This window comes from Streptomyces sp. NPDC037013 (assembly GCF_055607265.1).
On the sequence record NZ_JBVJRV010000001.1, the window covers coordinates 679,083 to 701,942 of the forward strand.

Annotated in this window: 25 protein-coding genes and 1 pseudogene; 17 read left to right on the forward strand and 9 right to left on the reverse strand. The window is 72.0% G+C overall.

The features are described 5' to 3' along the window. Positions 1 to 86: 86 nt before the first annotated feature. From ACZ7DY_RS02750 to ACZ7DY_RS02765, 4 genes are all read right to left on the reverse strand, one after another. Positions 87 to 1,001 carry a DUF6891 domain-containing protein gene (locus tag ACZ7DY_RS02750; RefSeq protein WP_471129094.1) on the reverse strand — a complete coding sequence of 305 codons (915 nt, stop codon included), beginning with the start codon at positions 999 to 1,001 and terminating at the stop codon, positions 87 to 89. A 114-nt stretch (positions 1,002 to 1,115) separates the two neighbouring features. Beyond that, on the reverse strand, positions 1,116 to 1,343 hold the full coding sequence (locus tag ACZ7DY_RS02755) for a DUF5133 domain-containing protein (RefSeq protein WP_471129097.1): 228 nt from the start codon (positions 1,341 to 1,343) through the stop codon (positions 1,116 to 1,118). 97 nt (positions 1,344 to 1,440) lie between these two features. Continuing rightward, a complete protein-coding gene (locus ACZ7DY_RS02760) occupies positions 1,441 to 2,349 on the reverse strand; it encodes a hypothetical protein (protein ID WP_471129099.1) in 909 nt (302 codons plus the stop codon). A 158-nt stretch (positions 2,350 to 2,507) separates the two neighbouring features. Continuing rightward, complete coding sequence (locus tag ACZ7DY_RS02765; protein ID WP_471129101.1) at positions 2,508 to 3,557, reverse strand: S1 family peptidase; 1,050 nt, start codon at positions 3,555 to 3,557, stop codon at positions 2,508 to 2,510. Positions 3,558 to 4,005: 448 nt separating this feature from the next. Here ACZ7DY_RS02765 and ACZ7DY_RS02770 point away from each other — a divergent pair, with 448 nt between their 5' ends. Continuing rightward, a complete protein-coding gene (locus ACZ7DY_RS02770) occupies positions 4,006 to 4,788 on the forward strand; it encodes a phosphotransferase (protein WP_471129103.1) in 783 nt (260 codons plus the stop codon). 27 nt (positions 4,789 to 4,815) lie between these two features. Here ACZ7DY_RS02770 and ACZ7DY_RS02775 read toward each other — a convergent pair whose 3' ends face one another. Beyond that, positions 4,816 to 5,169 carry a PRC-barrel domain-containing protein gene (locus ACZ7DY_RS02775; RefSeq protein WP_471129105.1) on the reverse strand — a complete coding sequence of 118 codons (354 nt, stop codon included), beginning with the start codon at positions 5,167 to 5,169 and terminating at the stop codon, positions 4,816 to 4,818. 214 nt (positions 5,170 to 5,383) lie between these two features. Here ACZ7DY_RS02775 and ACZ7DY_RS02780 point away from each other — a divergent pair, with 214 nt between their 5' ends. The 6 genes from ACZ7DY_RS02780 (at position 5,384) to ACZ7DY_RS02805 (ending at position 9,660) form a co-directional block, all read left to right on the forward strand. Then, a complete protein-coding gene (locus ACZ7DY_RS02780; protein WP_471129106.1) occupies positions 5,384 to 5,602 on the forward strand; it encodes a hypothetical protein in 219 nt (72 codons plus the stop codon). 219 nt (positions 5,603 to 5,821) lie between these two features. Continuing rightward, entirely contained in the window at positions 5,822 to 6,325 is a 504-nt protein-coding gene (locus ACZ7DY_RS02785) for a nucleoside deaminase (RefSeq protein ID WP_471129107.1), read from the forward strand. Then, on the forward strand, positions 6,322 to 6,960 hold the full coding sequence (locus ACZ7DY_RS02790; RefSeq protein WP_471129109.1) for a hypothetical protein: 639 nt from the start codon (positions 6,322 to 6,324) through the stop codon (positions 6,958 to 6,960). The genes ACZ7DY_RS02785 and ACZ7DY_RS02790 overlap by 4 nt, the downstream gene beginning before the upstream one ends. An 86-nt stretch (positions 6,961 to 7,046) precedes the next feature. Beyond that, positions 7,047 to 7,988 carry a helix-turn-helix domain-containing protein gene (locus ACZ7DY_RS02795; protein WP_471129111.1) on the forward strand — a complete coding sequence of 314 codons (942 nt, stop codon included), beginning with the start codon at positions 7,047 to 7,049 and terminating at the stop codon, positions 7,986 to 7,988. Positions 7,989 to 8,168: 180 nt separating this feature from the next. Further along, positions 8,169 to 8,687: an SRPBCC family protein gene (locus ACZ7DY_RS02800; RefSeq protein WP_471129114.1), complete on the forward strand. Its 519-nt coding sequence runs from the start codon at positions 8,169 to 8,171 to the stop codon at positions 8,685 to 8,687. Positions 8,688 to 8,802: 115 nt separating this feature from the next. After that, positions 8,803 to 9,660 carry an ATP nucleotide 3'-pyrophosphokinase gene (locus ACZ7DY_RS02805; RefSeq protein WP_471129116.1) on the forward strand — a complete coding sequence of 286 codons (858 nt, stop codon included), beginning with the start codon at positions 8,803 to 8,805 and terminating at the stop codon, positions 9,658 to 9,660. 8 nt (positions 9,661 to 9,668) lie between these two features. On the opposite strand, the gene ACZ7DY_RS02810 is transcribed toward ACZ7DY_RS02805, so the two are convergent. Next, positions 9,669 to 10,028, reverse strand: coding sequence for a winged helix-turn-helix transcriptional regulator (locus ACZ7DY_RS02810; protein ID WP_471129117.1), 360 nt, complete (start codon positions 10,026 to 10,028; stop codon positions 9,669 to 9,671). A 66-nt stretch (positions 10,029 to 10,094) separates the two neighbouring features. On the opposite strand from ACZ7DY_RS02810, the gene ACZ7DY_RS02815 reads away from it, so the two are divergent. The 3 genes from ACZ7DY_RS02815 (at position 10,095) to ACZ7DY_RS02825 (ending at position 12,546) form a co-directional block, all read left to right on the forward strand. After that, entirely contained in the window at positions 10,095 to 10,655 is a 561-nt protein-coding gene (locus tag ACZ7DY_RS02815; protein WP_471129120.1) for a carboxymuconolactone decarboxylase family protein, read from the forward strand. 107 nt (positions 10,656 to 10,762) lie between these two features. Then, positions 10,763 to 11,500: a DUF998 domain-containing protein gene (locus ACZ7DY_RS02820; RefSeq protein WP_471129123.1), complete on the forward strand. Its 738-nt coding sequence runs from the start codon at positions 10,763 to 10,765 to the stop codon at positions 11,498 to 11,500. 161 nt (positions 11,501 to 11,661) lie between these two features. Continuing rightward, positions 11,662 to 12,546, forward strand: a complete 885-nt coding sequence (locus ACZ7DY_RS02825) for a DMT family transporter (protein WP_471129125.1) — start codon at positions 11,662 to 11,664, stop codon at positions 12,544 to 12,546. A gap of 183 nt (positions 12,547 to 12,729) precedes the next feature. On the opposite strand, the gene ACZ7DY_RS02830 is transcribed toward ACZ7DY_RS02825, so the two are convergent. Next, on the reverse strand, positions 12,730 to 14,085 hold the full coding sequence (locus ACZ7DY_RS02830; protein WP_471129128.1) for an NAD(P)-binding domain-containing protein: 1,356 nt from the start codon (positions 14,083 to 14,085) through the stop codon (positions 12,730 to 12,732). A gap of 153 nt (positions 14,086 to 14,238) precedes the next feature. Here ACZ7DY_RS02830 and ACZ7DY_RS02835 point away from each other — a divergent pair, with 153 nt between their 5' ends. After that, a complete protein-coding gene (locus tag ACZ7DY_RS02835; protein WP_471129131.1) occupies positions 14,239 to 14,643 on the forward strand; it encodes an ArsR/SmtB family transcription factor in 405 nt (134 codons plus the stop codon). A 17-nt stretch (positions 14,644 to 14,660) separates the two neighbouring features. Here ACZ7DY_RS02835 and arsB read toward each other — a convergent pair whose 3' ends face one another. Beyond that, entirely contained in the window at positions 14,661 to 15,755 is a 1,095-nt protein-coding gene (arsB, locus tag ACZ7DY_RS02840; protein ID WP_471129134.1) for an ACR3 family arsenite efflux transporter, read from the reverse strand. Further along, positions 15,755 to 16,066, reverse strand: coding sequence for an ArsR/SmtB family transcription factor (locus ACZ7DY_RS02845; protein ID WP_471129137.1), 312 nt, complete (start codon positions 16,064 to 16,066; stop codon positions 15,755 to 15,757). Before ACZ7DY_RS02845 ends, arsB begins: the two co-directional genes overlap by 1 nt. Positions 16,067 to 16,183: 117 nt before the next feature. On the opposite strand from ACZ7DY_RS02845, the gene ACZ7DY_RS02850 reads away from it, so the two are divergent. The 6 genes and pseudogenes from ACZ7DY_RS02850 to ACZ7DY_RS02875 all read left to right on the forward strand — a co-directional run bounded on the left by ACZ7DY_RS02850 (position 16,184) and on the right by ACZ7DY_RS02875 (position 22,817). Continuing rightward, entirely contained in the window at positions 16,184 to 16,591 is a 408-nt protein-coding gene (locus tag ACZ7DY_RS02850) for an arsenate reductase ArsC (protein ID WP_471129139.1), read from the forward strand. A 135-nt stretch (positions 16,592 to 16,726) separates the two neighbouring features. Further along, positions 16,727 to 17,740, forward strand: coding sequence for an NADPH:quinone reductase (locus ACZ7DY_RS02855; RefSeq protein ID WP_471129142.1), 1,014 nt, complete (start codon positions 16,727 to 16,729; stop codon positions 17,738 to 17,740). A gap of 189 nt (positions 17,741 to 17,929) precedes the next feature. Then, positions 17,930 to 18,358, forward strand: coding sequence for an effector-associated constant component EACC1 (locus ACZ7DY_RS02860; RefSeq protein ID WP_471129143.1), 429 nt, complete (start codon positions 17,930 to 17,932; stop codon positions 18,356 to 18,358). Then, the gene (locus ACZ7DY_RS02865; RefSeq protein ID WP_471129146.1) at positions 18,355 to 19,026 is read left to right on the forward strand and encodes a caspase, EACC1-associated type; all 672 of its coding nucleotides are present in this window, start codon (positions 18,355 to 18,357) and stop codon (positions 19,024 to 19,026) included. The genes ACZ7DY_RS02860 and ACZ7DY_RS02865 overlap by 4 nt, the downstream gene beginning before the upstream one ends. 114 nt (positions 19,027 to 19,140) lie before the next feature. Next, positions 19,141 to 21,203: pseudogene (locus ACZ7DY_RS02870) on the forward strand (nSTAND1 domain-containing NTPase); the annotation flags it as partial. Between the two features lie 201 nt (positions 21,204 to 21,404). Continuing rightward, entirely contained in the window at positions 21,405 to 22,817 is a 1,413-nt protein-coding gene (locus tag ACZ7DY_RS02875) for a WD40 repeat domain-containing protein (protein ID WP_471130202.1), read from the forward strand. Positions 22,818 to 22,860 lie beyond the last annotated feature (43 nt).

Consider the following 22,860-nt stretch of genomic DNA (forward strand, 5'->3'; position numbering starts at 1 on the left):
CTCGCGACCCTGCGTACGACAGGCCCCACGGGCCCCATGAGCCCCACAGGATGGCCCAGGACCGACACGGCCCGCGGGCGGGAGGGTCACCCCACGAGCCGCTTGCGCCAGTCCAGCTCCGCTATCTCTATGGTTTCGTCCGGCGAGCCGTTCCACCCCGGGGAGAGCCCGGCCAGGGCCAGCGCCTCGGACACCTCCCTGCCGATCCGCGCCGTGCGCTCGGCGGAGCCGTCGAACCCGCCGTAGTAGAGCGAGAGCCCACCGCCCTCGGCCGCGCCCTCGGTGCCCTGCGCGTGGAAGAACACGAAGCCGCGCGCGTCCCGCGCGCCGCTCGCACCGATCTCCGCGAGGCCGCAGTCGCGGCAGCAGGTGAAGTTCTCCCGGGCCGTGATGCCCGTCGACTCCAGCGCATCGAAGGCCTCCTGGAGCCGGTCCGGATCGGTGGGGCCGGTCCACTGCCGCTGCTCGGCGACCCGCTCCAGCCAGAGCCGGTCCGCCAACTGCCGTGCCTGAGCCCGGGACACCGGCCGGTCCTCGCCGTCCACCAGCCACTCCTCGGCGGCTTCGGCGAGCGTGCGCCGGTCGACGTACCCACCGCGCAAAAGTGTCCGCACCCGCTTCTCGACCTGCTCCCGCACCCGCGGATCGAGCTCGGGCACGGCTTCGCGCGGCGGGTCGTCGAGGCGTCGCCAGTCGATGCCCGTGTCCCAGCCGTCCGCTTCCCGCGCCCAGCGGATCATCGTGTCCGCGACGGCGTCCGGGTCCGCGACTTCGGTGGTGAACAGGTGGCGGGCCCCCGCACCGGTGCGGTGCTGGAGGTCGAAGGACCCGCCGAGGTCGCGGGCGACCTGGATGACCACATCCGGCAGGTCCGGGACGCGCTGCACGACGAGGAAGTGGTCGCCGTCACCGCCGATGCGACGCACCAGCTCGCGCAGGCGCTCGGCGGAGATCCGCGTGTGCGTCCGCCCGTTCTCCGTCTCGACCTTGATCTCCAGCATGGTCCCGAGCCTGCCACGCACCACTGACAGCGGCGCCGACGGAGTGGACCGTCGGCGCCGCTGTCATTGGTGCATCAGATAATGGGAGTAATAGGAATTAAATGGGGGGCGCGGTCAGCCGGTCAGGAGGGAGTCGTCCTCCACGCGGGCACCGGGCAGCTGATTGCGGGCGGCGATGAGAGCGGCGTCGATGTCGCTGGTGCCCGTCGACACGCAGAGCGTGTAGGCGATGTCATCCATGCGCTGACGTGCCTGCGGGCTGCCTTCCTCGGCGTGCAGGACGCGCAGCGTCTCGTACTCCGCGATCAGGTCGTTCAGTACTGCGGGGTGCGCCATCAGCATCGGAGTCTCCCTTTCACCAGCATTCACTTGCTCACCGGTACTCACTTCGGTGACACATCCATCCGTCTGCCCCGACTCCTCACCTCCATGCAGGCGTTTACTCCGGCCATTTCCATTCGATGCCGTAGACGCCCGGCGAGCAGTGCGCCGGCAGCAGGTGGGTCGTGTGGAAGGCGTCGAGGGTCGAGCGGTGGCGGTGCCGGGGCTCGGCGCCGATCTGCTTGCGGTAATAGCTCCAGCAGCTGACGGGGACCGCCCGGGGATGGAAGCGCACATGCAGCAGATACGTGCGCAGCGGCGTGGTGACGCGGCGCTCGTGCTGGTGGGAGACGTCCGACGCGGAGCGGAGCGTGTAGGCGACCACGGCCGTCTCGGTGCGGGCCAGTCGGCGGCCGAGGGGGATGTCGGCCGCCACGCACCCCAGCTCCGGGAGGAAGCGGATGCGCGGCGGCGGACCGCCGGGAACGGTGAGGTCGACCGTCCCCGCCTTCGGGGAGTCGAGGAAGTGGACGACGGTCAGATGCTGCACGCCGTCCCGCACGGCCTGCACCACGGTGACGATCGACGTCTCGTGGATGGATCGGTGCTCGTCCAGGCTCACCGTCTCGTGGATGGTCAGGGGACGCAGCCCCTCGTTGAAGCGCGGGAACGCGTCACCGAGGGCCTGTTCCACGTCGGAGTTCTCGCCGAGGACCTTGCGGGCGGCGGCCGGATCGTGGGGCGGTGGCCCGCCGCGCGGCCGGTGCGGGCCGAGCAGGGAACGCAGGGTGCCCGCGGGCAGGTTGAGCAGCGGCTCCAGCGCGTCGACGGCGAGCAGGGACTGGGCCCGTTCCGGCTGGCTGCGTCCGCGCTGCCAGTGGCTGAGGGTGGCGAGGCTGACGGTGATCTGCTGGGCCCGCAGGTGGTCGCGTATGCGTTCCAGCGGCAGGCCGCGCCGTCGCAGGGCCTCGCGGAACACGGTCGCGAAGGTCGTCTCGGGCCCGGCGGCGTGGGGGTTGTTCGGCATGGCGTCTTTCAGCGGGCGGGAAGGCACCATCGGCTCTTGGGTCGGTGGTCCCTCGCTCCGATGAAGGCACGGCTCAACGGCGGTTTCAGGCCACACAGGCGACCAGGGGCCGCCCACCTTAGCCGGTGGTCGGCCCCTGGTCTTCCCTCGAAGGCCGGTCAGTTGGTGTTGAGCGTCAGCCCGTAGTACGAGAGGGCGTCATCGAGTGGCTGAAAATAGGAGGAACCGCGCGAGTTGACGCCGCCGGTGCACTCTTGGTGGAGCGGGCCGCCCGAGGTCATGCCCTGGGCCTGGTTGCCCGAGATGTACGCGCCGCCGCTGTCGCCGCCCTCGGTGCAGACGCTGGAGGTGGCGAGACCCGTGACGACCGTGTCGGGGCCGCCGTTCTGGTCGACGTAGGTGACGGAGACGTTGTACGAGCCGATCGCGCCGCACGTCCACCCGGTGGTCGCGCCGGACTTGCAGATCGCGGCGCCGGACGCGGCACGGCGGCTGCCGCTGACGGCCACGTCGGAGGCCTGGCCCCAGGTGCCGACCCTGGTCGTGATCGAGTGGCCGGAGTAGAGGGAGGCCACGCCCATGTCGACGCTGCGGGTACCGACCGCGAAGCGGGTGTCGGCGCCCTTGGCGAACGCGACGCCGCCGAAGCGCAGGGTGGGCAGGTCGGCCACGCAGTGCCCGGCGGTGACGAGGTACTGCCTGCCGGACCGGTCGCGGGCGCCGTAGCCGACGGAACACCACCCGGAGGTGTCGTTGATCGTCATCTTGCTGCCGGGGGCGATCGCGGCCTGCGGCGCGGCCTTCTCCCGGCCACGCACGATCCGTACGGCGGAGCCGTACTTCGCGGCCTTGGCCAGGAACGCCTTGGCGGGGGCCCCGCGGTCGCTGTTGACCTTGACGGTCACCTTGTCCGCGGCCAGATCCACGGACCAGTCGACGATCCCGGCGGGGACGCGCCGGGCGGCGGCGGCATCCAGCCCCGCCTTGATCTCGTCCAGCTTCTCCTGGCCGCGGGCGGGTACCCGGGCGTCGAGGCCGGCTTTCTCGATGGCGGCGACATCGGCGCGGTCGTCGGCGTTCACGGTGAGATTGCCGGAAGCGTCGAAGAAGGCACCGTCCTCGGATATCCCGTTCTTCTTCAGCTCGGCGAGCTTGTCCTGCTGAATGTCCTGCCGGTCGAGCCGGTGGATCGCGGCTTTCTCGCTCACCCCGAGAGACGCGGCGAGAGCCCGCACCATCTCCGGCTGATAGCGCGCGGTCGGAGCGCTGTCCGGTGCCTGTGCTTGTACCTGTGCCTCTGCCGTGACCTGGGTTCCCAGGACGACTGATGCCGAGAGTAGAGCGGCCACGGCGGTGAATCTGTATCTACGGGATGCGGGCACACCGATTCCTTCCGGATGGCAGGCAGGAACTCTCGGGAAATACCGGAAGACAGTGGGGGTGTATTTCACCGATGGGCGAGTTCCTGCCCGGCGACGGGCGTGGGGCCCGCCGCGGCATGAACTCTCGCGCCGGCACCCGCGGGTCTGCAAGGTCCGGGACAGCAGGAGCTTTTAACAGAACATCAAGGAAACTGTTAAAAAAGCCCACTTCGGCGGCCGATTCCGATGGGCGGTTCCTTTGCGGAGGGCGGCAGCGGAGCGGTAGAACGAAGACATGGACGAGCAACGACTGCCGGGCGGCAGGACCGTGGGCGCCGTCCGCATCGGCGACGCGATCCACCGGCCCGTACAACCATGGACGCCCGCCGTGCACGCGGTCCTGCGCCATCTCCAGGACAGGCAATTCGACGGAGCACCAAGGGTGTTGGGGACGGACCAGCAGGGACGTGAGGTCCTCACTCTGCTCGCCGGCGAGACCGTCGGCGAGGATCTGCCCTGGCCTGCGTGGGTGTACGCGGACGCCACACTGGCCGACGTCGGCGCCTGGGCCCGGAGGCTGCACGACGCGACGGCGACGTTCGTGCCGCCCCCGGACGCACGCTGGCTCGCCGGTCAGAGCTGGCGGCCGGGGCTCGTCATCGGCCACCACGACGCCGCTCCATGGAACGCCGTGTGGCGCGAGGGAAAGCTCGTCGGCTTCTTCGACTGGGACACCGCGGGGCCCTCGTCACGCGCGTTCGACCTGGCGTTCATGGCCTTGACCTGGGTGCCGTTGCACGCCCGGCGGCTGGTCGCGCGGACCGGCTTCACCGCATTCGACGACCGGCGCCGTCGCCTGCACCTGCTGCTCGACGCCTACGGATACGAGGGGGACCGCGCGGCCTTCGGGGGCGTGGTGGCCACCCGGGCCCGGACCAATGCCGCCGTCATCGACCGCATGGCCGCCGGCGGGGACCCGGTCTACGCCGCGCTGGCGTCGACGGCAGCCGACCTGCGACAGGCCGCCGACGAGGTGGAGGCGCTGCCCGCCGTCTTCTGGTCCCCGGCGGGCAGCTGAGAGGGCGGCCGGGTCCGCCGCCGTCGGTCAGCCTCCGGGCTCGTCGAGATAGTGCTCGTTGATCTGTGCCCGGTAGCCGGGATCGGTGACGCGGAGGTCCCTGTCGAAGCGGGGGGCGTCCTTGACGCGCTCCTTCGTGCAGGGCACGTACACGGTGCGATGCGCTTCGTCGACGTGCGAGATGACCCAGAGGGGCAGTAGAACCTTCTTGCTCAGCAGCGCCCCGCCGGTGTCGATGACGAGGTGGTCGGGCGCCACTTCCTCGGAGGTGGGGTCGACCTGACCGACCGAACCGTCGCTCGCCTCCACCGCGCAGCCGATGAGGCCGGCGGCGGAAAGGTGCCTGTTCGGATCTCCGGAGGCCTGGAAGTCGTCGGACATGCGCTCTGATCCTCTCCCGCGTCGATGGCGTGTGGACCTGATGTCCGCGCCGACGCGGACGAAACACGGGAGAGCGGGGACCGCGTGGAGGTGCGGCGTTGCGGGACCTTCACATCTTTCGGTCCGTGAAGGCGTTCGGGCGGGGCAGGCGAGTGGGGACGCCGCGGGGAGGTCGCCGCCGATGCTAGTTGTCGCTCTCTTGCTGTTGCCGGTCATGGGACTGCTGCTGATCGGTATGGACCGGTTCGAGGACCGGTTGAACGGACGTGCCGCGTCAGCGGCCGGCCGCCATCGAGGCCACCTGCGCCTCATTCACGGGCAGAAACGTTCCGGACACCGCGATGCGGCGGCGCAGAAGCGCCGCAAGAAGCAGGCCGGGAGCCGGGCGGCGGGCCGCTCCGAGGAGCACCCCGCGAAACGCCGCGCCGCTTAGGAGTGGTGGGTGGGCCGGAGGGGCGGGCCGGACGCCGCTCCTCGACGACGGCCCGCGCGCACTCCTTCCATAGGTGGCATCTATGGCGGACATGGTGAGCGCGTCTTGGACGCTATGTGCCCAGGTCACGCAGACTGAGTGTGCCGGTCGGCACACGGCGCCGGACACGGCCGCGGACCGACGGGCACCACCCGCCGAAGACCCCACCGGAGGCACGACGTGGACTACGTACGACGCACCATCGACCTGGCCCGCCAGAACGTCCGGGACGGTGGCCGCCCCTTCGCCACGGTCATCGTGAAGGACGGCGAGATCGTCGCCGAACGCGCCAACCAGGTGGCCCAGACCCACGACCCGACGGCCCACGCCGAGGTCCTGGCCATCCGCGACGCCTGCACCCGGCTCGGCACCGAGCACCTGACGGGCACCACGATCTACGTACTGGCACAGCCCTGCCCGATGTGCCTGGGAGCCCTCTACTACTGCTCTCCGGACGAGGTCGTCTACGTCACCACCAGGGACGCCTACGAGGCGCACTACACCGACGACCGCAAGTATTTCGAACTGAGCACGTTCTACGACGAGTTCGCCAAACCGTGGCAGGAGCGCCGCCTCCCCATGCGCCACGAACCGCGGGACGGCGCCGTGGACGTCTACCGCCTGTGGCAGGACAACAACGGCGGCGACCGACGGGTGCCGGGAGCGCCCACCGCCGCCCGATGACATCGGCGAGACCGAAGAGCACGACGCGCCGCATGCGCTTCGACGGCTGGATCGCGGGGCTGGGCACGACGGCGGGCGTACGCCTCGTCGTCGGGTACTGGCCGCGCTCCCCGCTGGGCGCGTTCGCCGACGTCATGGTGGAGCGGGCCGACGGGCACCGGGTGCTGCTGGCGCCGTCGGAGGACGTGGCGGAGTTCGTCGCCGCCACGTACCGGTTCGACGAGGTCGTCATCTGCCCTGTCACCGTCGGCCCCGCGCCCGACCGCTGGGACGTGACGGCCGGCCCGCTGCGGCTCACCTTCACGCCCGGCCGGTCCACCGCGCTGGGGCGTCTGCTGCGGCTGGTCCCCGGCCGCCTCGCGGGCAGCCCCGGCTGGGCCGCGCTGTGCGACGCGCCGGCCCGCGTCCTGATGCGCGGCGTGCGGACACGCGGCAGCGCGGGCGCGGGGCGCAGAGAGTGGTACGCCGCCAGGGACCTGCGCGCGATCACCGCGGCGGACGCGACCTGGGACGGACAGCCCCTGGGCGCACTGAGCGACGTGCACCCCCCGGTCCGCTTCGGCTTCGGCTCCGTACCCCGGCGCCCGTCGCTGACTCGCGTCGTCACGACCGTGGAGGTCTCCGACGGGGGCTGAAGTCCTGGCCGCGACGGGAGGGGTGCGGTCGGTCGCTTGGCCGGCGGATGCCTCGGGGTGGAGGCGGCCGCCGTAACCTCGATGCCATGGTGTTCGACTCCACTCGTTTCGATCTCCAGCCGTACGCCGGTTTCGACATGGCCCGTTACGTCCGGCGGACGTACTGCAGCTGGGAGATGGCAGGCTGGCACTACCTGCTCGTCCAGCGGTTCGAACACGTCCCGGTCGCCGAGGACATGGAACTGCCGGGCGCGGCGGACCTGCACCTGGTGCTGCCCGTGGCGGGGCGGGCGGTGATGGAGACGAGGCGTGACGACCGGACGATGCGCCACACGTGGGCGCCGGGACGGCTGGAAATGGCCGTCCCGGGCCAACCGGTCCTCCGCCGCTACCGCGCCACGGAAGCGATGCGGAGCGTGCAGATCCACATCCCGCGCGACACGGTCGACACGGTCGCGGCACAGCTGGGCGGCCGCCCGGTGGACTACGAGGCGGTGGCCGCGTCCCTGGAGGCGGGGGACCCGCTGATCGAGGAGACCGTCCGCACGCTCGGCTCGCTCGACGAGGTGGCCGGTGACCTGTACGCGGAATCGGCGGCGGCCTTCCTGACCGTGCACCTGCTCACACGCCATGCCCGGAACACCGGTCGGGGCAACCCGGCGGCCATGGGCCCAGGCCCGGGTGCGGATGCGCGTCTACGGGAGGACGCGCGCGTCGGCGCCGCCGTCGCGATGATGCGCGACCGGCTCGCCGAGCCGTTGACCCTGGCCGAGATCGCGGGCGAAGTGCACCTGAGCGTCTACCACTTCGTCCGGGTCTTCAAGGCGGCCACCGGCGTGACGCCGTACCGATACCTCACCCGGCTGCGCGTGGAGGAGGCGAAACGCCTGCTGCGCGGAACCGACCTGCCGATCGCCGGGATCGCGTCACGGTGCGGCTTCGCGGGACCCGGCGCGCTGTCGGCGGCCTTCCTCCGGCAGGCCGGAGCGCGCCCCTCGGAGTACCGCGCCGGCCACCGCAATTCCTGACCGCCGCATCGCAATCTCACGCATGGGCCGGGCGGCACGAGGTGCCTAGGCTCCCCTCATGATCAACCTTCCTCGGCGCTGCAACCACGCCTCCACCAGCCGCGGTTGCGGCTGCGATGGCCCGACCGCTCCCGACCGTCCGCCCCGGGCCGACGCCTGGACCTCGTGAGGAGCGTCGACATGCAGTCATACGACGTCACGGCCGAATCGTCGGCACCGCCGGAAGTGATCTGGGTACTGCTGCGCGACCCGCGGAGCTGGCCGGAATGGTCACGCATCGACGCGCTGGACACCGGCCGTTCGAGCGGCCTCTCACCCGACGGCCAGGACGGAGTCGGGGCCACCCGCGCCTACCGTACGGGGAAGGTCGTCACCCGGGAGCGCATCACGGACCTCTCGCTCGACCCCGAACACCGCTTCTCGTACGAGGGCGTGGACACCCCGCAGATGGCCGACTATCGGGCCACGATCGAACTGCACGAACTGCCCGGCGGCGGCACACGGATCCACTGGCACGGTACGTACGTGGCGCGCGGCAGGATGCGCCTGTTCTTCGCGTGGTACCTCCGCCGCTTCATGCAGGCGATGGCGAAGGGCCTGGCGGAACACGCCGCAGGGGTGAAGGTCCCACCGGCGTCGGACCCCACCGGACCACGCACGGCGCAGGCCCCCGGCCAGGACCCCGACCAGGTCCCTTGAACGGACGCACCGACCGATACCTCCTCGCCCGACTCGCGTTGTCCCGGGAACATCACCCGCCCTGCTCCAGGGCCTACCTGGGTGGTGACCCACCGAGAAGGGACATCGCGAGCGCATGAACACGCAGCACAGTTGGGGTCGAGGCGCCGCCGTACTGGCCGCCGCCGTCGGCCTGGCCATGGCCCCCGCGTCGACCGGGATCGCGGCGTCCGCCGCGGACAAGCACGGCGATCACCTCAACTCCGTCGCCGCTTCCCCGCCTCCCGAGGCCCCCGAAGGGGCGGCGTCGGGGGTGGGCAGCCGGCAGGACGACCCGAAGGGCTGGAAGGGCGACGGGCTGCGCCTGAACGCCGAGGACAACGGCAAGGTCGACGCCTACCTCGCGCACGCCCGCCGGGCCGAGCGGTCGATCAGCCGCCACGTACAGGCCGCGGCCCGGCTGAGCCACGCCGATCTTGTGGGCTTCGACCACCGTCTGAAGTCCCCGGACTCACTCAAGCGGAAGGTCGCCACCGACCTCAAGGAGCACCCCGACCGGAACGTCGACGACGCGCTCGCACGGCTCAGCGACGCGGTGCGCTACACCCTGCAGTGGCCGGACGGCCGCTACGTCGCCGGGGTGACTCGCGCGGCCGACGTGCTGTCGGCCCGCGCGAACGAGGTGACGAAGTGGTCCAATAGCTGGGGCCGCGGCCACGGCTACAAGGGCCTCAACACCGGGTGGCGCGCGCCCCGTTCGGGGCAGCGGTTCGAGGTGCAGTTCCACACCCCGGCGAGCAAGGCCGCCCAGGAGGAGACGCACAAGCTCTACGAGGAGCTGCGCCTGCCCTCGACCAGCGCGCAGCGCAAGCAGGAACTCCAGGACCAGCAGGAGGAGATCTTCGCCGCGGTACCGGTGCCGGACGGCGCCCCCGCGCTCGCCCCGCCTGCCCAGCTCCCGCGATCAGCCCCGCGCCCGATGCGTGCGGCCTGAGCGCGACGTCAGTTCTCGGCGTCTCCTGCCGTGTCGGTGCTCGTCTCCTCCGCCCACCGTCGGCTCCAGTCGTTCAGCGGGCCGAGCGCCTCGACGAGATCCTCGCCCAGCCGGGTGAGCCGGTAGGTGTCACCGTGCGGAGTGAGCACGCGAGCGCCGGTCAGCTCGCCCAGCCGGGCGCTGAGCACGCTCGAGGACATGCGTTCACATCGGCGCTGCAACTCCCGGAATCCTGCCGGGGCTTGGCTCAGTTCCCACAGGATGCGCAGCGTCCAGCGCCGCCCGAGCAGATCGAGCGCGGCCATGACCGGACGCCCTGAGTCGGATCCGCGTACCGGTGAGCCCGGCCGAGGCGTGCCGGCTTCCATGTCCACTCCTTGCGCTTCGGTTTTCGAAGCATCATACTGCTTCGAAAACCGAAGCAGGAGCTGTCCATGCCACGCATCGAACCGCTCACTCCGCCGTACCCCGCACCCATCGACCAGGCACTCCGCCGATGGATGCCTCCCGGCGCGCCCCACGAACCCCTGACACTCTTCCGGGTGCTGCACCGCAACCCGGAACTGGCCTCACGCATGTTCGTCCTGGGCGCCGGCCTGCTGGGCAAGGGCCTTCTCCCGGCCATCGACCGCGAGATCGTCATCGCCCGCGTGACCGCGCGGACCGGTTGCGCCTACGAATGGGGCGTGCACGCCGCGACCCTCGCCCAGCAGGCCGGACTGACCCAGGAACAGCTCCAGGCCACCACGGACATCAACACCGCAGCCCACGCCGGGTGGCCGCCTCGCCATGCGGCACTGCTCAACGCCGTCGACGAACTGCACGACACGGCGCACCTCTCACAGCCCGCCTGGGATGCCCTGAGCGTCCACTACGAAGACGCCCAGCTCCTGGAATTCCTCGTGCTGGCCGGCTGGTACCGCACCATCAGTTACGTGGCCAACGGCCTTCTCCTGGAGGAGGAACCCTGGGGCACGCCATTCCCGACACGCTGAACCAGCCCACGGTGTCCTCGGCTCTGTTCAGCCGGTGGCGGCCTCACACGAGTGACTCGGTGGGCGTACTGCACCACAACGCACCGAAATGCCGCTATCAAGGCCCAATGATCAACACAACGACGCCCGGTCGCCGGGCGGGCGGAGGGCCGCTGGGGGCTCCCCGGGCGGTGACCGTGCTCCTGGCGGCGGCCGCGCTCCTGTACAACGCCTGGCTGCTGGAGAACGTCCTCCCCACGGGCCTCGACGCCCGGCACTCCTACGTCAGCGAGCTGTATGCGGAGGGCAGTCCGTACCGTTGGCTGTTCGGCGGTCTGGAGCTGGTCTGTGCCGCCCTCATCCTGACGGCTGCCGTGCTGAGCGCCGTGACGAGCGGTGTCGTGGCCGCGGGCGACCGGGTGGCACGAGCAGGCTGGTGGGCGCTGGCAGGACTTGGCGCATGCTCGGTGGCCGACGTGCTGATGCCGATGACGTGCGCGCCCTCGGTGCGGCCAGACTGCCGCGTCACCCACCCCGCGCACACCCTCACCAGCGCGCTGGTGCACTTCTTCCTCTTCGCCTCCATGGCCGCGGTCATCTGGTCCGCGCGCCGCCGTGGCACGCCGCCGCTCATCGCCCGCTGGGGGCCGCTGCTCGGCGGGGCGGCCCTGGTCTCCTCGCTGTGCACGGTGGGACCTCTGATCGGTTTCGGCGGATGGCACGGCGTGGCGCAGCGCTGCCACCTGCTGCTGGTGGGCGTCTGGCTGGCCCTGCTTGCCCACAGCGCGTGGACGGCGCGGTCGGCGTCGGGGGCGGCCACCGGCGCACACGTGGTGACGCCGACCCGCGGACCCGACCTCGCGTGACGGGTCGAACGTGACGAGTCGAGAGGGCGGGGCGGAAGGGCACTGGGCCCCTCCTCCCGCACCGTCTTCCTCCGCCGCACCGTCTCATTCCGCCTCGTCTTCATCCACGTCGTCGAGTACGTCGTCGCCTCCCGTCCCCGCAGCGTGAGGAGCCTGTTGCCTTGGACGCGCCCACGTTGTCCGCCCTGTTCGCGGTTCTGACCGCCCTGGCCAACGCCACTGGCACCGTCCTCCAGCGGGTGGCCGCCCGCACCGTACCGACCGGCGACGCCTTCAGTCCGCGTCTCGTCCGGCACCTGGTGAGCAACCGGGTGTGGCTGTCCAGCATCGCGGTCATCATCGCGGCGGCGGTACTTCAGGCCCTGGCCCTCAGCCGGGGCTCCCTCTCGCTGGTCCAGCCCATCCTGGTCCTCGAACTGCCTCTCGCTCTCGTCATCGCCCACCTCTTCGCCCGGACACCGATGCCCGCGGGCGGCTGGACGGCCTCGCTCATGACCACTGCGGGGCTCGCCCTCTCGCTCGGCGCGGCGACTCCCGTGGAGGGCGGGCGCGACGTCTCCGGCGCCCGTTGGGCCGTCGCCCTTGTGGTGGTGGGCCTCGGCGTGGGCGTGTGCGTCGCCGTCGCGCTGGCCCGCGCGAGCGGCAAGGTGCGCGCCGCGTCGTTCGGTACGGCGTCCGCGCTCGCCTACGCCCTCACGGCCGCACTGATGAACGCCGCCATCGGCACGCTCGGCGACGCGGGCATCCGAGGCTTCGTGACCACGTGGCAGACGTATGGCTGTGTGGCGGCGGGCGCGTGCGCGCTGTTCCTGCTCACCAACGCGATGGAGTCCGGTCCGCTGATCGCCTCCCAGCCCGCCCTCACCCTCGGCGAGGCCGCCGCCAGCCTCGGCCTCGGCATGGCCCTCAACGGCGACCGGCTGCGCACCGGTTGGTGGATCCTGCCCCAGCTCACGGGCGCGGCCCTGGTGGTCTGGGGCGTCGTCCTGCTCTCCGGTCTGCGTACGTCCGAGGAGGTGGAGGCTCGGGGGGCGGGGGAGGGGTAGGTGGGGGAGGTGGGTAGGTGGGATGTGGGTGGCGGTTGATGTCCGTCCAGGGACCGGCGCCCGGGGCCCGGCGTCCGGTTGCACGAAATTCTCCGGATTCCCCGGCCTACGGTGAGACTTTCCGGCGAACGCAGCGCCCCTCGCGACGCCGCCCGGCAGCGGGACGACGACGGGGACGATGGCTCACGGCGTTGCGGAGGCGGGAGCGCCGCAGCATCCAGCGGCCTGCTCGGCATCGGCCTCGGGCCCCGTCTGGGACGCGGCCCCGGCCTCGTCGAAGAGGCCCGCGCCGCCGCACACGCCCGTCTCGGGGAGGGTGAGTTCGACGCGCTCCGCGGCTGCCTGGTCGCCGGCGAGCGCGGCGGTGACGGAGCGGACCTGCTCGTAACCGGTCATGGCGAGGAACGTGGGGGCGCGGCCGTAGGACTTCATGCCGACCAGGTAGACGTCCTTCTCGGGGTGGGAGAGCTCGCGGACGCCGTGGGGGTAGACGGTGCCGCAGGAGTGGACGTTGGGGTCGATGAGCGGGGCCAGCCCGGCGGGGGCCTGGAGGCGCTCGTCCAGGCCGAGGCGGAGTTCGGCCAGGAAGGCGAGGTCGGGGCGGAAGCCGGTCAGGACGATGAGCTCGTCGACCGCGTCGAGCCTGCGCCCGTCCTCGCCGACCAGCACCAGACGGCCGTCCTCGGTGCGTTCCACGGCGGTTGCGCGGAAGCCGGTGACGGCGTCGGCGTGGCCGCCTTCGACGGCTGCCTTGGCGGCGAGCCCCAGGGCGCCGCGGGCGGGCAGTTGGTCGGCGGCGCCGCCGCCGAAGGTGGCACCGGAGATACCGCGCCGCAGGACCCAGGTGGTGTGCGTGCCGGGCTCTTCCCCGGCCAGGTCGGCGAGGTGGGCGAGGGCGGTGAAGGCGGAGGCGCCGGAGCCGACGACGGCGGTGCGCCGGCCCGCGTACCTGGCCCGTACGGCGGGGTCCCGGAGGTCGGGGACGCGGTACGAGATGCGGTCGGCCGCCGCTCTCTCGCCGAGGGCGGGCAGTCCGTCGCCGCCCAGGGGGCCGGGGGTGGACCAGGTGCCGGACGCGTCGATGACGGCACGGGCGAAGAGGCGTTCCTCGCGTCCGTCGGCGTACCGGACGTGGACGGTGAAGGGCTGCTGGTCGCGGTCGGCGTCCACGACGCGGTCGCGTCCGGCGCGCGAGACGCCGGTGACCGTCGCGCCGAAGCGGACCGCCGCGCCCAGCACGGCGGCGAGCGGCCGCAGATATCGCTCGGCCCAGTCGCCGCCGGTGGGGTAGGTGGTGCCGTCGGGCTTGACCCAGCCGGTGGGGGCCAGGAGCTTCTCGGCGGCCGGGTCGACGACCTCCGTCCATGTGGAGAAGAGCCGGACGTGCGCCCACTCCCGTACCGCGCTGCCCGCGGACGGCCCGGCCTCCAGGACCAGCGGTTCGAGTCCGCGCCCGACGAGGTGGGCGGCGGCGGCCAGGCCGACGGGTCCGGCGCCGATGACCACGATCGGCAGGGCGGTGGCTGTGCTCTCGCTCATCACGTTCTCCAAAGAGGCGTAGGGAAGGAGGGAGGGGGGACGAGGGTCGGCTGAGGGTGGAAATCGTCCGGAGCCCGACCGTGATTCGACATTCGTCGATATAGCCTGACCCCGACCTTGCCATGCGGCATCGACAGACGTCAATATTGGCGTATGTCGAATCCGAAACTGGTGGAGCTGCCCGTCCTGGATCAGCCGGGCGCGGACCGTGCGGGCGCGGACCGGCCGCGCGATGCGGTAGAGCCGTGCTGCCCGCCGCTGACCGAGCGCCCGCTGGACGCGGAAGAGGCGGAGCGGGCCGCGAAGATGTTCAAGGCGTTGGGGGACCCGGTGCGGCTGCGGTTGTTCTCCGCCGTCGCCTCGCACGAGGGCGGCGAGGCCTGCGTGTGCGACATCTCCGACGTCGGCGTCTCGCAGCCGACCGTCTCCCACCACCTGAAGAAGCTCAAGGACGCCGGTCTGCTCGCGTCCGAGCGGCGCGGCACCTGGGTGTACTACCGGGTCGAGGCCGGCGTCCTGGCAGCGATGGGCCGGTTGCTGACCGCGGCGGCCCGCTGACCGCAGCGCCTCTCAGGTCAGCGGACGGCGAACCTCCGCCGCCACGCCAGCGACACGTATACGAGCGCGACCAGCACCGGGACCTCGATGAGCGGTCCGACCACGCCGGAGAGCGCCTGGCCCGAGGTGACGCCGAAGGTGGCGATGGCGACGGCGATGGCCAGCTCGAAGTTGTTGCCGGCCGCCGTGAACGCGAGCGTCGCCGTGCGGTCGTACGCGAGGCCGATCGCCTTGCCGAGCGCGAACGTGCCGAACCACATCAGCGCGAAGTACACCAGCAGCGGCAGCGCGATGCGGGCGACGTCCAGCGGCCGCGAGGTGATCGTGCCGCCCTGCAGGGCGAAGAGGATCACGATCGTGAACAGCAGGCCGTAGAGCCCCCAAGGGCCGATCCTCGGCAGGAAACCGGTCTCGTACCCCTCGCGGCCCAGCTTCTTCTCGCCGATGCGGCGGGTCAGGAATCCGGCCAGCAGCGGGACGCCGAGGAAGATGACGACGTTCAGGGCGATCTTCCCCATGGAGATGTCGAGCCGTTCGCCGTCGCCCAGGCCGAGCCAGCCGGGCAGCAGGTCCAGGTAGAACCAGCCGAGGAGGCCGAACGCCAGGACCTGGAAGACCGAGTTCAGCGCCACCAGTACGGCGGCGGCCTCGCGGTCGCCGCATGCGAGGTCGTTCCAGATGATGACCATGGCGATGCAGCGGGCGAGCCCGACGATGATCAGGCCGGTGCGGTACTCGGGCAGGTCCGCCAGGAAGATCCAGGCCAGCGCGAACATCACGGCGGGGCCGACGACCCAGTTGATGACCAGCGAGGACGCCATCAGTCTGCGGTCGCCGGTCACGGCGTCGAGCCTGTCGTAACGGACCTTGGCCAGGACCGGATACATCATGATCAGCAGGCCGGCGGCGATCGGCAGTGAGACGCCGCCGATCTCGACCGCGGCGAGCGCGTCGTCGAGCCCCGGAATCGCGCGGCCGAGCCCGAGCCCGAGTGCCATGGCGAGGAGGATCCATACGGCGAGGAAGCGGTCGAGGGTGGACAGCCTCGCGACGACGCCCGCTGCCTCCTCGGTGACCGGGTCTTCCGTGGTGGCGGGTTCGGTGGAGGTCATCAGCAGGCCCGCTTCCGGCCGGTCTCCGCGGTCTCGCGAGCGGTGGCGGCCAGTTCACCCAGCGACCCGGCCAGTGTCTCGATGACCTCGGGCTTCAGCCGGTAATAGGTGAACCGGCCGCACGGCTCGGTCTCCACCACGCCCGCTTCGCGCAGCACCTTCATGTGGTTGGAGAGGTTGGTCTGCTTCGCGCCGGTCTCTTCGACCAGGTGCGTGGTGCAGAGCGTCTCGCGGGCGAGCAGGGTCACGATCCGGAGCCTGAGCGGGTCGGCAAGCACCCGCATCAGTTCAGTATCGACTGATGTCAGCATGCGCTGATACTGTCACACATCACTCGACACTGATGCCAGTCCGTACTGGTCTACGCCCTTCTGATCCGTCCCGTACATCCGGCCCCTACCGCCCGCCCCAGCCTTGAAGGACCCGCCATGAACCCCGCGCCGCTCGCCTCCGTGCTGTTCGTCTGCGTCCACAACGCCGGGCGCTCCCAGATGGCCGCCGGATTCCTCCGCCACCTGGCGGGTGACCGCGTCGAGGTCCGCTCGGCCGGCTCGCAGCCCGCCGAGGGGATCAATCCGGTTGCCGTCGAGGCGATGAGGGAGGTGGGTGTCGACATCGCCGGCCAGGTGCCGAAGGTGCTGACCCCGGAGGCCGTCCGGGCGTCCGACTACATCATCACCATGGGCTGCGGCGACGCCTGTCCGGTCTTCCCCGGCCGGGAGTATCTCGACTGGCGGCTCGAAGACCCCGCCGGTCAGGGCATCGATGCCGTCCGCCCGATCCGCGACGCGATCCGCGCGCGGGTCGATGCGCTGATCGCGGAGATCGACGCGTAGCGGACAGTGGGAAGAATGGCTCGCCGGGAATCTCGGAATACCCCGCTCCGTAAGGGGGTTCAGAGGATGTTCCCGGGCGGTGGCGTTCTCGTCGGACGCCGGGTTTCCCGTGGGTGAGCCAAGGATGGGTGAGAGATGAAGTCCGTCATTCGGACTGCTGCCGGGGGGCCCGAGGTCCTCCAGCTGGTCGAGCGGCCGGTTCCCGAGCCCGGACCCGGCGAGGTACGGGTCCGTGTGCACGTCTCGGGCGTCAATCCGACCGACTGGCGCAGCCGTCAACGCCCCCTGCCGTCAGGCATGGACGAGCAGGTGCCCCACCAGGACGGTGCCGGGGTGATCGACGCCGTGGGTCCGCAGGTCGACCCGGGACGCGTCGGGCAGCGGGTGTGGATCTGGGAGGCGGCGTGGGAGCGGCCTTGGGGAACTGCCCAGCAGTACACGCTCGTTCCCGACCGGCATGCCGTCGCCCTGCCCGACCACGCTCCGTTCGAACTCGGCGCCGCCCTGGGCATTCCGGCCCTGACCGCCCATCGCGCGCTGACCGTTCACGAGGGCGGGCCGGGTCGTATCGCGCCCGGCACCCTGCGGGGCGTGAACGTGCTGGTGGCCGGCGGCGCCGGCGCGGTCGGCAACGCGGCCATCCAGCTCGCCCGGTGGGCGGGAGCGCGTGTGATCACCACGGTCAGCAGCCCCGCCAAGGCCGCGCTCGCGCGCGCGGCCGGCGCCCACTCGGTGGTCGACTACCGCACGCAGGACGCGACCGCGGAGATCCTCGCCTTCGCACATGAGGGCGTCGACATCGTTGTGGAGGTCGCACCGGGCGCCAACGCCGCTCTCGATGTCGCGGTGGCCGCCCCGGGTGCCGTGGTGGCGTACTACTCGGGCAGCGCGGACGAGCGGCTCTCCGTCCCGGTGCTCTCCACGCTTGCGGCGAACCTGCGCTGGCAGAGCGTGTACGTCTACACCGTGCCGCCTGCCGCGAAACAGTGGGCGGTGACCGACGTCGCGGCGGCCGTGGACGCGGGCGCCCTGCGCGTGGGCGACGAGGCCGGACTGCCGCTGCACCGCTTCGCGCTGGAGCGCGCCTCTGACGCCCACGCGGCACTGGAGCGGGGTGTGGTCGGGAAGGTCCTGCTGGACATCCCGTGACCGGGGTGGCGGCATCCCACATCTCGCCGCTCAGCGTGCCACCAGTGACGCGGCGATCCCCAGTACGGTCAACGCGCCGCGCGAGCACTTCGGCGCCTGCCGTCGGGAGAGCAGCAGGGTCGATCGGCCCCCGTCCGAGCTAGGATGCGGGCCCCGTACGTACGCGCATATCAGGCCCACGGGGAGCCCATGCGTATCGCGTTGACGATCAGTCCCGACGAGGAGAGCGGCGGCGCCGGAGACGGCCTCCACGAGGATCTGCGCCGCTGGCTGGCCGGGCAGCCCGGCTTGCGCGGCAGAGTCCGCCGGGACACCGGCTCCGCGCCGCGGCCCGGCACGATGGGGGCGGGCACCGAGGTGATTCTCGCGCTGTTGGAGCCCGGCGGTGTGGCCACCGTGCTGGCCGGAGCGGTCATCGCCTGGCTGCAGGCCCGCAAGGGAAGTCAGACGGTCACGGTCTCCCGCCCGGACGGCACGCAGATCACGTTCAGCTCCGCACAGGTGAAACCGCTCGACGGGCAGCAGGCGGGGGAGTTCGTACGGCAGCTCGCCGCAGCTCTGGAAACGGACGCGACCACACCCGGGACGGGCGCCGACGACGACCACCCTGGCTCGTGACGGACGCCACCGGACTGGCCGCCCCGGGCGGCCGCGCGCTCCTGGTCGGCACCGGAAGCCACGCCCCGGGGTCCGCCCTGCCCGCGCTGCCGGGCGTGGACACCACGCTCGACGACCTGGCCCACGTGCTGCGGGAGATCTGCGGCATGGAACAGGTGCGCCGCGTGCCGGCCCGGGCCGTCGCGGCGGACGTAGTGGCCGCCGTGGAGGAGGCCGTCGACGAAGCCACCGGTCCGGTGCTTTTCTGCTACGTGGGCCACGGCATCCTCGGCCCGCGCGACGAGCTCTACCTCGCCACGTACGCCAGCCCGGCCGCCGATCGGGTCTCCGCCGCCGTCCCCTACCGGACCGTCCGCGACCTGCTCGGGGACGCGGTGGGTGGCAGCGTCACCGTGCTCGACTGCTGTTTCTCCGGCCGCGCGACCGCTCCGGACGGCCGCGCCGCCGACCCGTTCGCCTCCGCCAGGCCCGACGGCAGCTTCCTGTTGACGTCCGCCTCGCAGTTCGAGGCCTCCTTCGCGCCCGAAGGCGCCCGGCACACGTTGTTCGGCGGGCACCTGCTGCGACTGCTGCAGGACGGCGACCCGGGCGGGCCTCCCCGGCTGACGCTGGACCACCTGTACGCCGCTGTGGAACGGGAGTTGAGGGACGGCCCGGCACGCCCGTAGGCGCGCAGCGACGGGACGCTGGGCGGCCTGGTCGTGGCTCCGAACCGCGCCTACCGCCCGGGCCCGGCGCCGCGGGCCGAGCCGCCGGCGGATGTGCCGTGCCCCTACCCCGGGATGCGTTCGTTCGGCCCCGGCGACCGCGAGTGGTTCCACGGCCGCGAGGAGCTCACCGAGCGGCTTCTGGACGCCGTCCGCGACGCGGCCTCGGACCATCCGGTCGTCCTGGTGGGCGCGTCCGGCGCGGGCAAGTCGTCGCTGCTCGGCGCGGGCTGATGGCCGGACTCGAGGCCCTGCACGGCGCGGGCGGCGACGATGTCCCCTGGCCGGGGCTGCTGTTGCCGAGCCCCGGCGAGGACCCGCTGGGCGCGCTCGCCGGGCTGTGGTCCCGGGCGTGCGGCGGCCGGGAGGACGAGGTGCGCCGGGCACTCGCCGCCGGGCGGTTCCCGTCGCCGGCGCCGGGCCGGCGGGCCTGCCTTCTGCTGGCGGTCGACCAGTTCGAGGAGGTGTTCACCCACTGCGCGGACGCCGAGGAACGCGCCCGGTTCATACGGCTGCTGTGCGCGGGTACGGGCGAACGGCCGCAGGTCGTCCTCGCCCTGCGCGCCGACCACTACGCCGACTGCCTTGCCCATCCGGAGCTGGTCAGCGCCCTGGACGCAGGGCAGTTCACCGTTCCGCCCATGAACCTGGGCGCCTTACGGGCCGTCATCGAGCGGCCCGCCGAGCGTGCCGGTCTGGTGCTGGAGGACGGCCTGACCGACCGGCTCCTCCACGACCTGCGCCGGGGCGGGGCGGACGACGAGCCGGTACCGGACGCCGCCGCGCCTTTCCTCGCCCACGCCCTCGCCGAGACCTGGGTCAACCGCTCCGGCGCCGTACTGACCCTGGCGGGCTACCAACGGACGGGCGGCATCTGGCAGTCGGTGACGACCAGCGCCGAGCGGCTCCACCAGTCGCTGGAACCACCCGGTCGCCGGGCCCTGCGCGCCCTGCTCCTGAACCTCGTCCACCTCACCCCCGACGGCGAGGCGGTCGGATGCCGGGTCTCACCCGACGCGCTGCTCGACGGGCCCGCCGACGGGGGTCCGGCCCTGATACGGGTGGTCTGGGACGCTCTGCTGGACTCCCGGCTGATCACCGCCGACCGCGACGCGGCGCGCATATCGCACGACGCGCTGCTCCAGACCTGGCCACGGCTGCGCGGCTGGATCCGTGACGCCCGCGCCGACCTGCTGGAACACCAGCGGCTCGCCGAGGCCGCCGCCGACTGGGACGGCCACGATCGGGACCCCGGTTACCTCTACACCGGGACCCGACTGGCGCAGGTGCGGCCGTGGCTGCACCGGGAGGGAGCAGGGCAGGCCCTCACCTCCGCCGAGCGCGACTTCCTGGTGGCCGGTGCCCGGGCCGAGAGCCGGCGCAGACTGCGGAGACATGTCCTGTCGGGCATCGCGGTGTGCGCGGCGCTGCTGCTGATCGGCGTCGGGGCCGTGGCGTTCGTCCAGCGCGGCCACGCACAGGAACGGGCCGCGCTGCTGGCCTCGCGACGGATCGCCGCCCAGGCCGGGGCGCTGCGGGACGAGGACCCGGCGACGGCCCTTGACCTGAGCCTGGAGGCCTACCGGGTGTCGCCCACCGTCGAGGCACGGTCCGCCCTGCTGGAGGCGGCACTGACCCCGGCCCCGCCGGTGGTGCTCGGCGGCCACACCGGCGCCGTCGTGAACATCGCCTACCGGGCGGGCGGGAAAGTGCTGACCAGTTCCGCCCAGGACGGCACGGTCCGGCTCTGGGACACCGCCGACCCGTACCGGCCGGCGCCCGGCCCCGTCCTCAGGCCGGGCCAGACACCGGTCATCGCCTGGCGCCCGGACGGCCGTTACCTGGCCGCCGGGACCAACGACGCGCTCTACGTCTGGGACACCCGCGACGCCCTCCACCCGCACCTGGTGACGCGGCTGCGGACGGGCACCGGCAAAGCGTTCGCCGCCGCGTTCAGCCCCGACGGGCGCACCCTCGCGGTGGCCGCCGACCACGACCGGGTGTCGCTGTGGGACCTGACGGACCCTCGCCACCCGCGCCGCACCGCCATGCGCGGCGCCAAGAGCGTCCGCGTGGGCGCGGTGGCCTTCTCCCCGGACGGTCGTACGCTCGCGGAGGCCGTCGGGGACGGCACCGTAGAACTGTGGGACACGACCGACCCGCACGCCCCGAAGCGGCGGAAGGTGATCCGCGAGGCATGGGTGGAATCGCTGGCGTTCAGCCCCGACAGGCACCTGCTGTCGGGCGGTGGCGCGTCGGGCGAGATCCGCGACTGGACGGTCACGGACCCGGAGCACCCCCGGGTATCCACGGGCGGCCCGCCGACCGGCAGGAAGACGATGTCCGGGGTGGCCTTCAGCCCGGACGGGCAGTACATGGTGGCCTCTTCGTGGGACCGGCGCCTCCACACCTACACCGTGGACACCGACGCGGGCTTGTCCGCCCCGCTCAAGGAGGGCTCTTCGCCGCAGCGCCCGGGCGGCGGGAACGACCTGTCGGTCGCCTACCGCCCCGACGGCCGGGGCGTCGCGCTGGGTGGTTCGGACGGCCGGGTACGGCTGTGGAACCCACCCGCGAACTCCGTGCCGGGGGCCTCGGACGACGCCGGGACCGTCAAAGGCTCCGGGTTCGACCAGCAGGGCCGGCGGCTGACCACCGGCACCGCGGACGGCCGCACCCACCTATGGCGGCTCGGCGCGCCGGACGTCCTGCCGAGTGAGGAGGCCGTACTTCCGGAACCGTGGCGCAAGGCCCGCTTCCTGTCCGGGGAAAAGACGGTCCTGATCAGCCAGGACACGACGGCCAAGCGGTTGCGGCTGTGGGGTTACGACGCCGGGCGGCTCCGGCCCGGCAAGGAGTTCCGTACGGCGGACAGGGCCTCGGGCGAAGTGCTCGGCTTCGACGCGACCGACGACGGCACCGTACTGGCACTGGACGACAGGTCGGCCGGCACCGTGACGTTCTGGAACATCCAAGACCTCGCCCACCCGCGGCGGTTGGGCCACCTGACATACGCCGCGCAGGGGGCCACGAACGTCTTCTCAGGCGGTCGGGATGTCTTCGTCGTCATGGCGCCCAAGTGGACCGACGTGTGGGACATCTCCGACCCCCGGAACCCTCGCCGCAGGACACGTATCGACGGAAGCCCGGCCGGCGTCACCTCCAGCAAGGAACGGCGGCTACTGCTGACCGACGCGGGCAACGGCGGGGTGCGGAAGGCGAAGGTCTGGCAGCTGTCCGGACACGGCACCGCCCGCCCGCTCGGCACCGTGGAGAGCGACCCGCTGAAACTCCGGCTGATCTCCGACCACCTGCTCGCCGGCCTGTCCACGACAGGACGTCCGCCCCTGTGGGACCTCGACCGGCTCGGCACGCCGATCCCACTCACGGGCCCACTGCCATCCATGAACGACCTGTCGTCCAACGGAGACCTCCTGGCGGCATGGGGCTCGGGCCTGGGCCTCTGGCGACTCACGACGGACGGCTCCTCGCCCGCCGGCAGCGACCTGCTCGCCCTGACCGGACCGACACCCGAGGTGACCGTCCAGGAGTTCACGCCCCAAGGGGACGCGATGGTGGTGCAACCTGACATCATCACCGCCCTGCCCGCACTCGGCACGGGAACCCTCCTCCTGGACACCGATCCGGCACGGCTGAGCCGGACCTTGTGCGTGACGCGGGACGCACCGACGACGAAGCAGAGATGGCACCAGCTTTTTCCGGACCTGACGTATGCGGATCCGTGCCGTTGATCGGGGAGGCAGGTTCGCGCCGGTGGGGCGCCAGTTGAGGGTT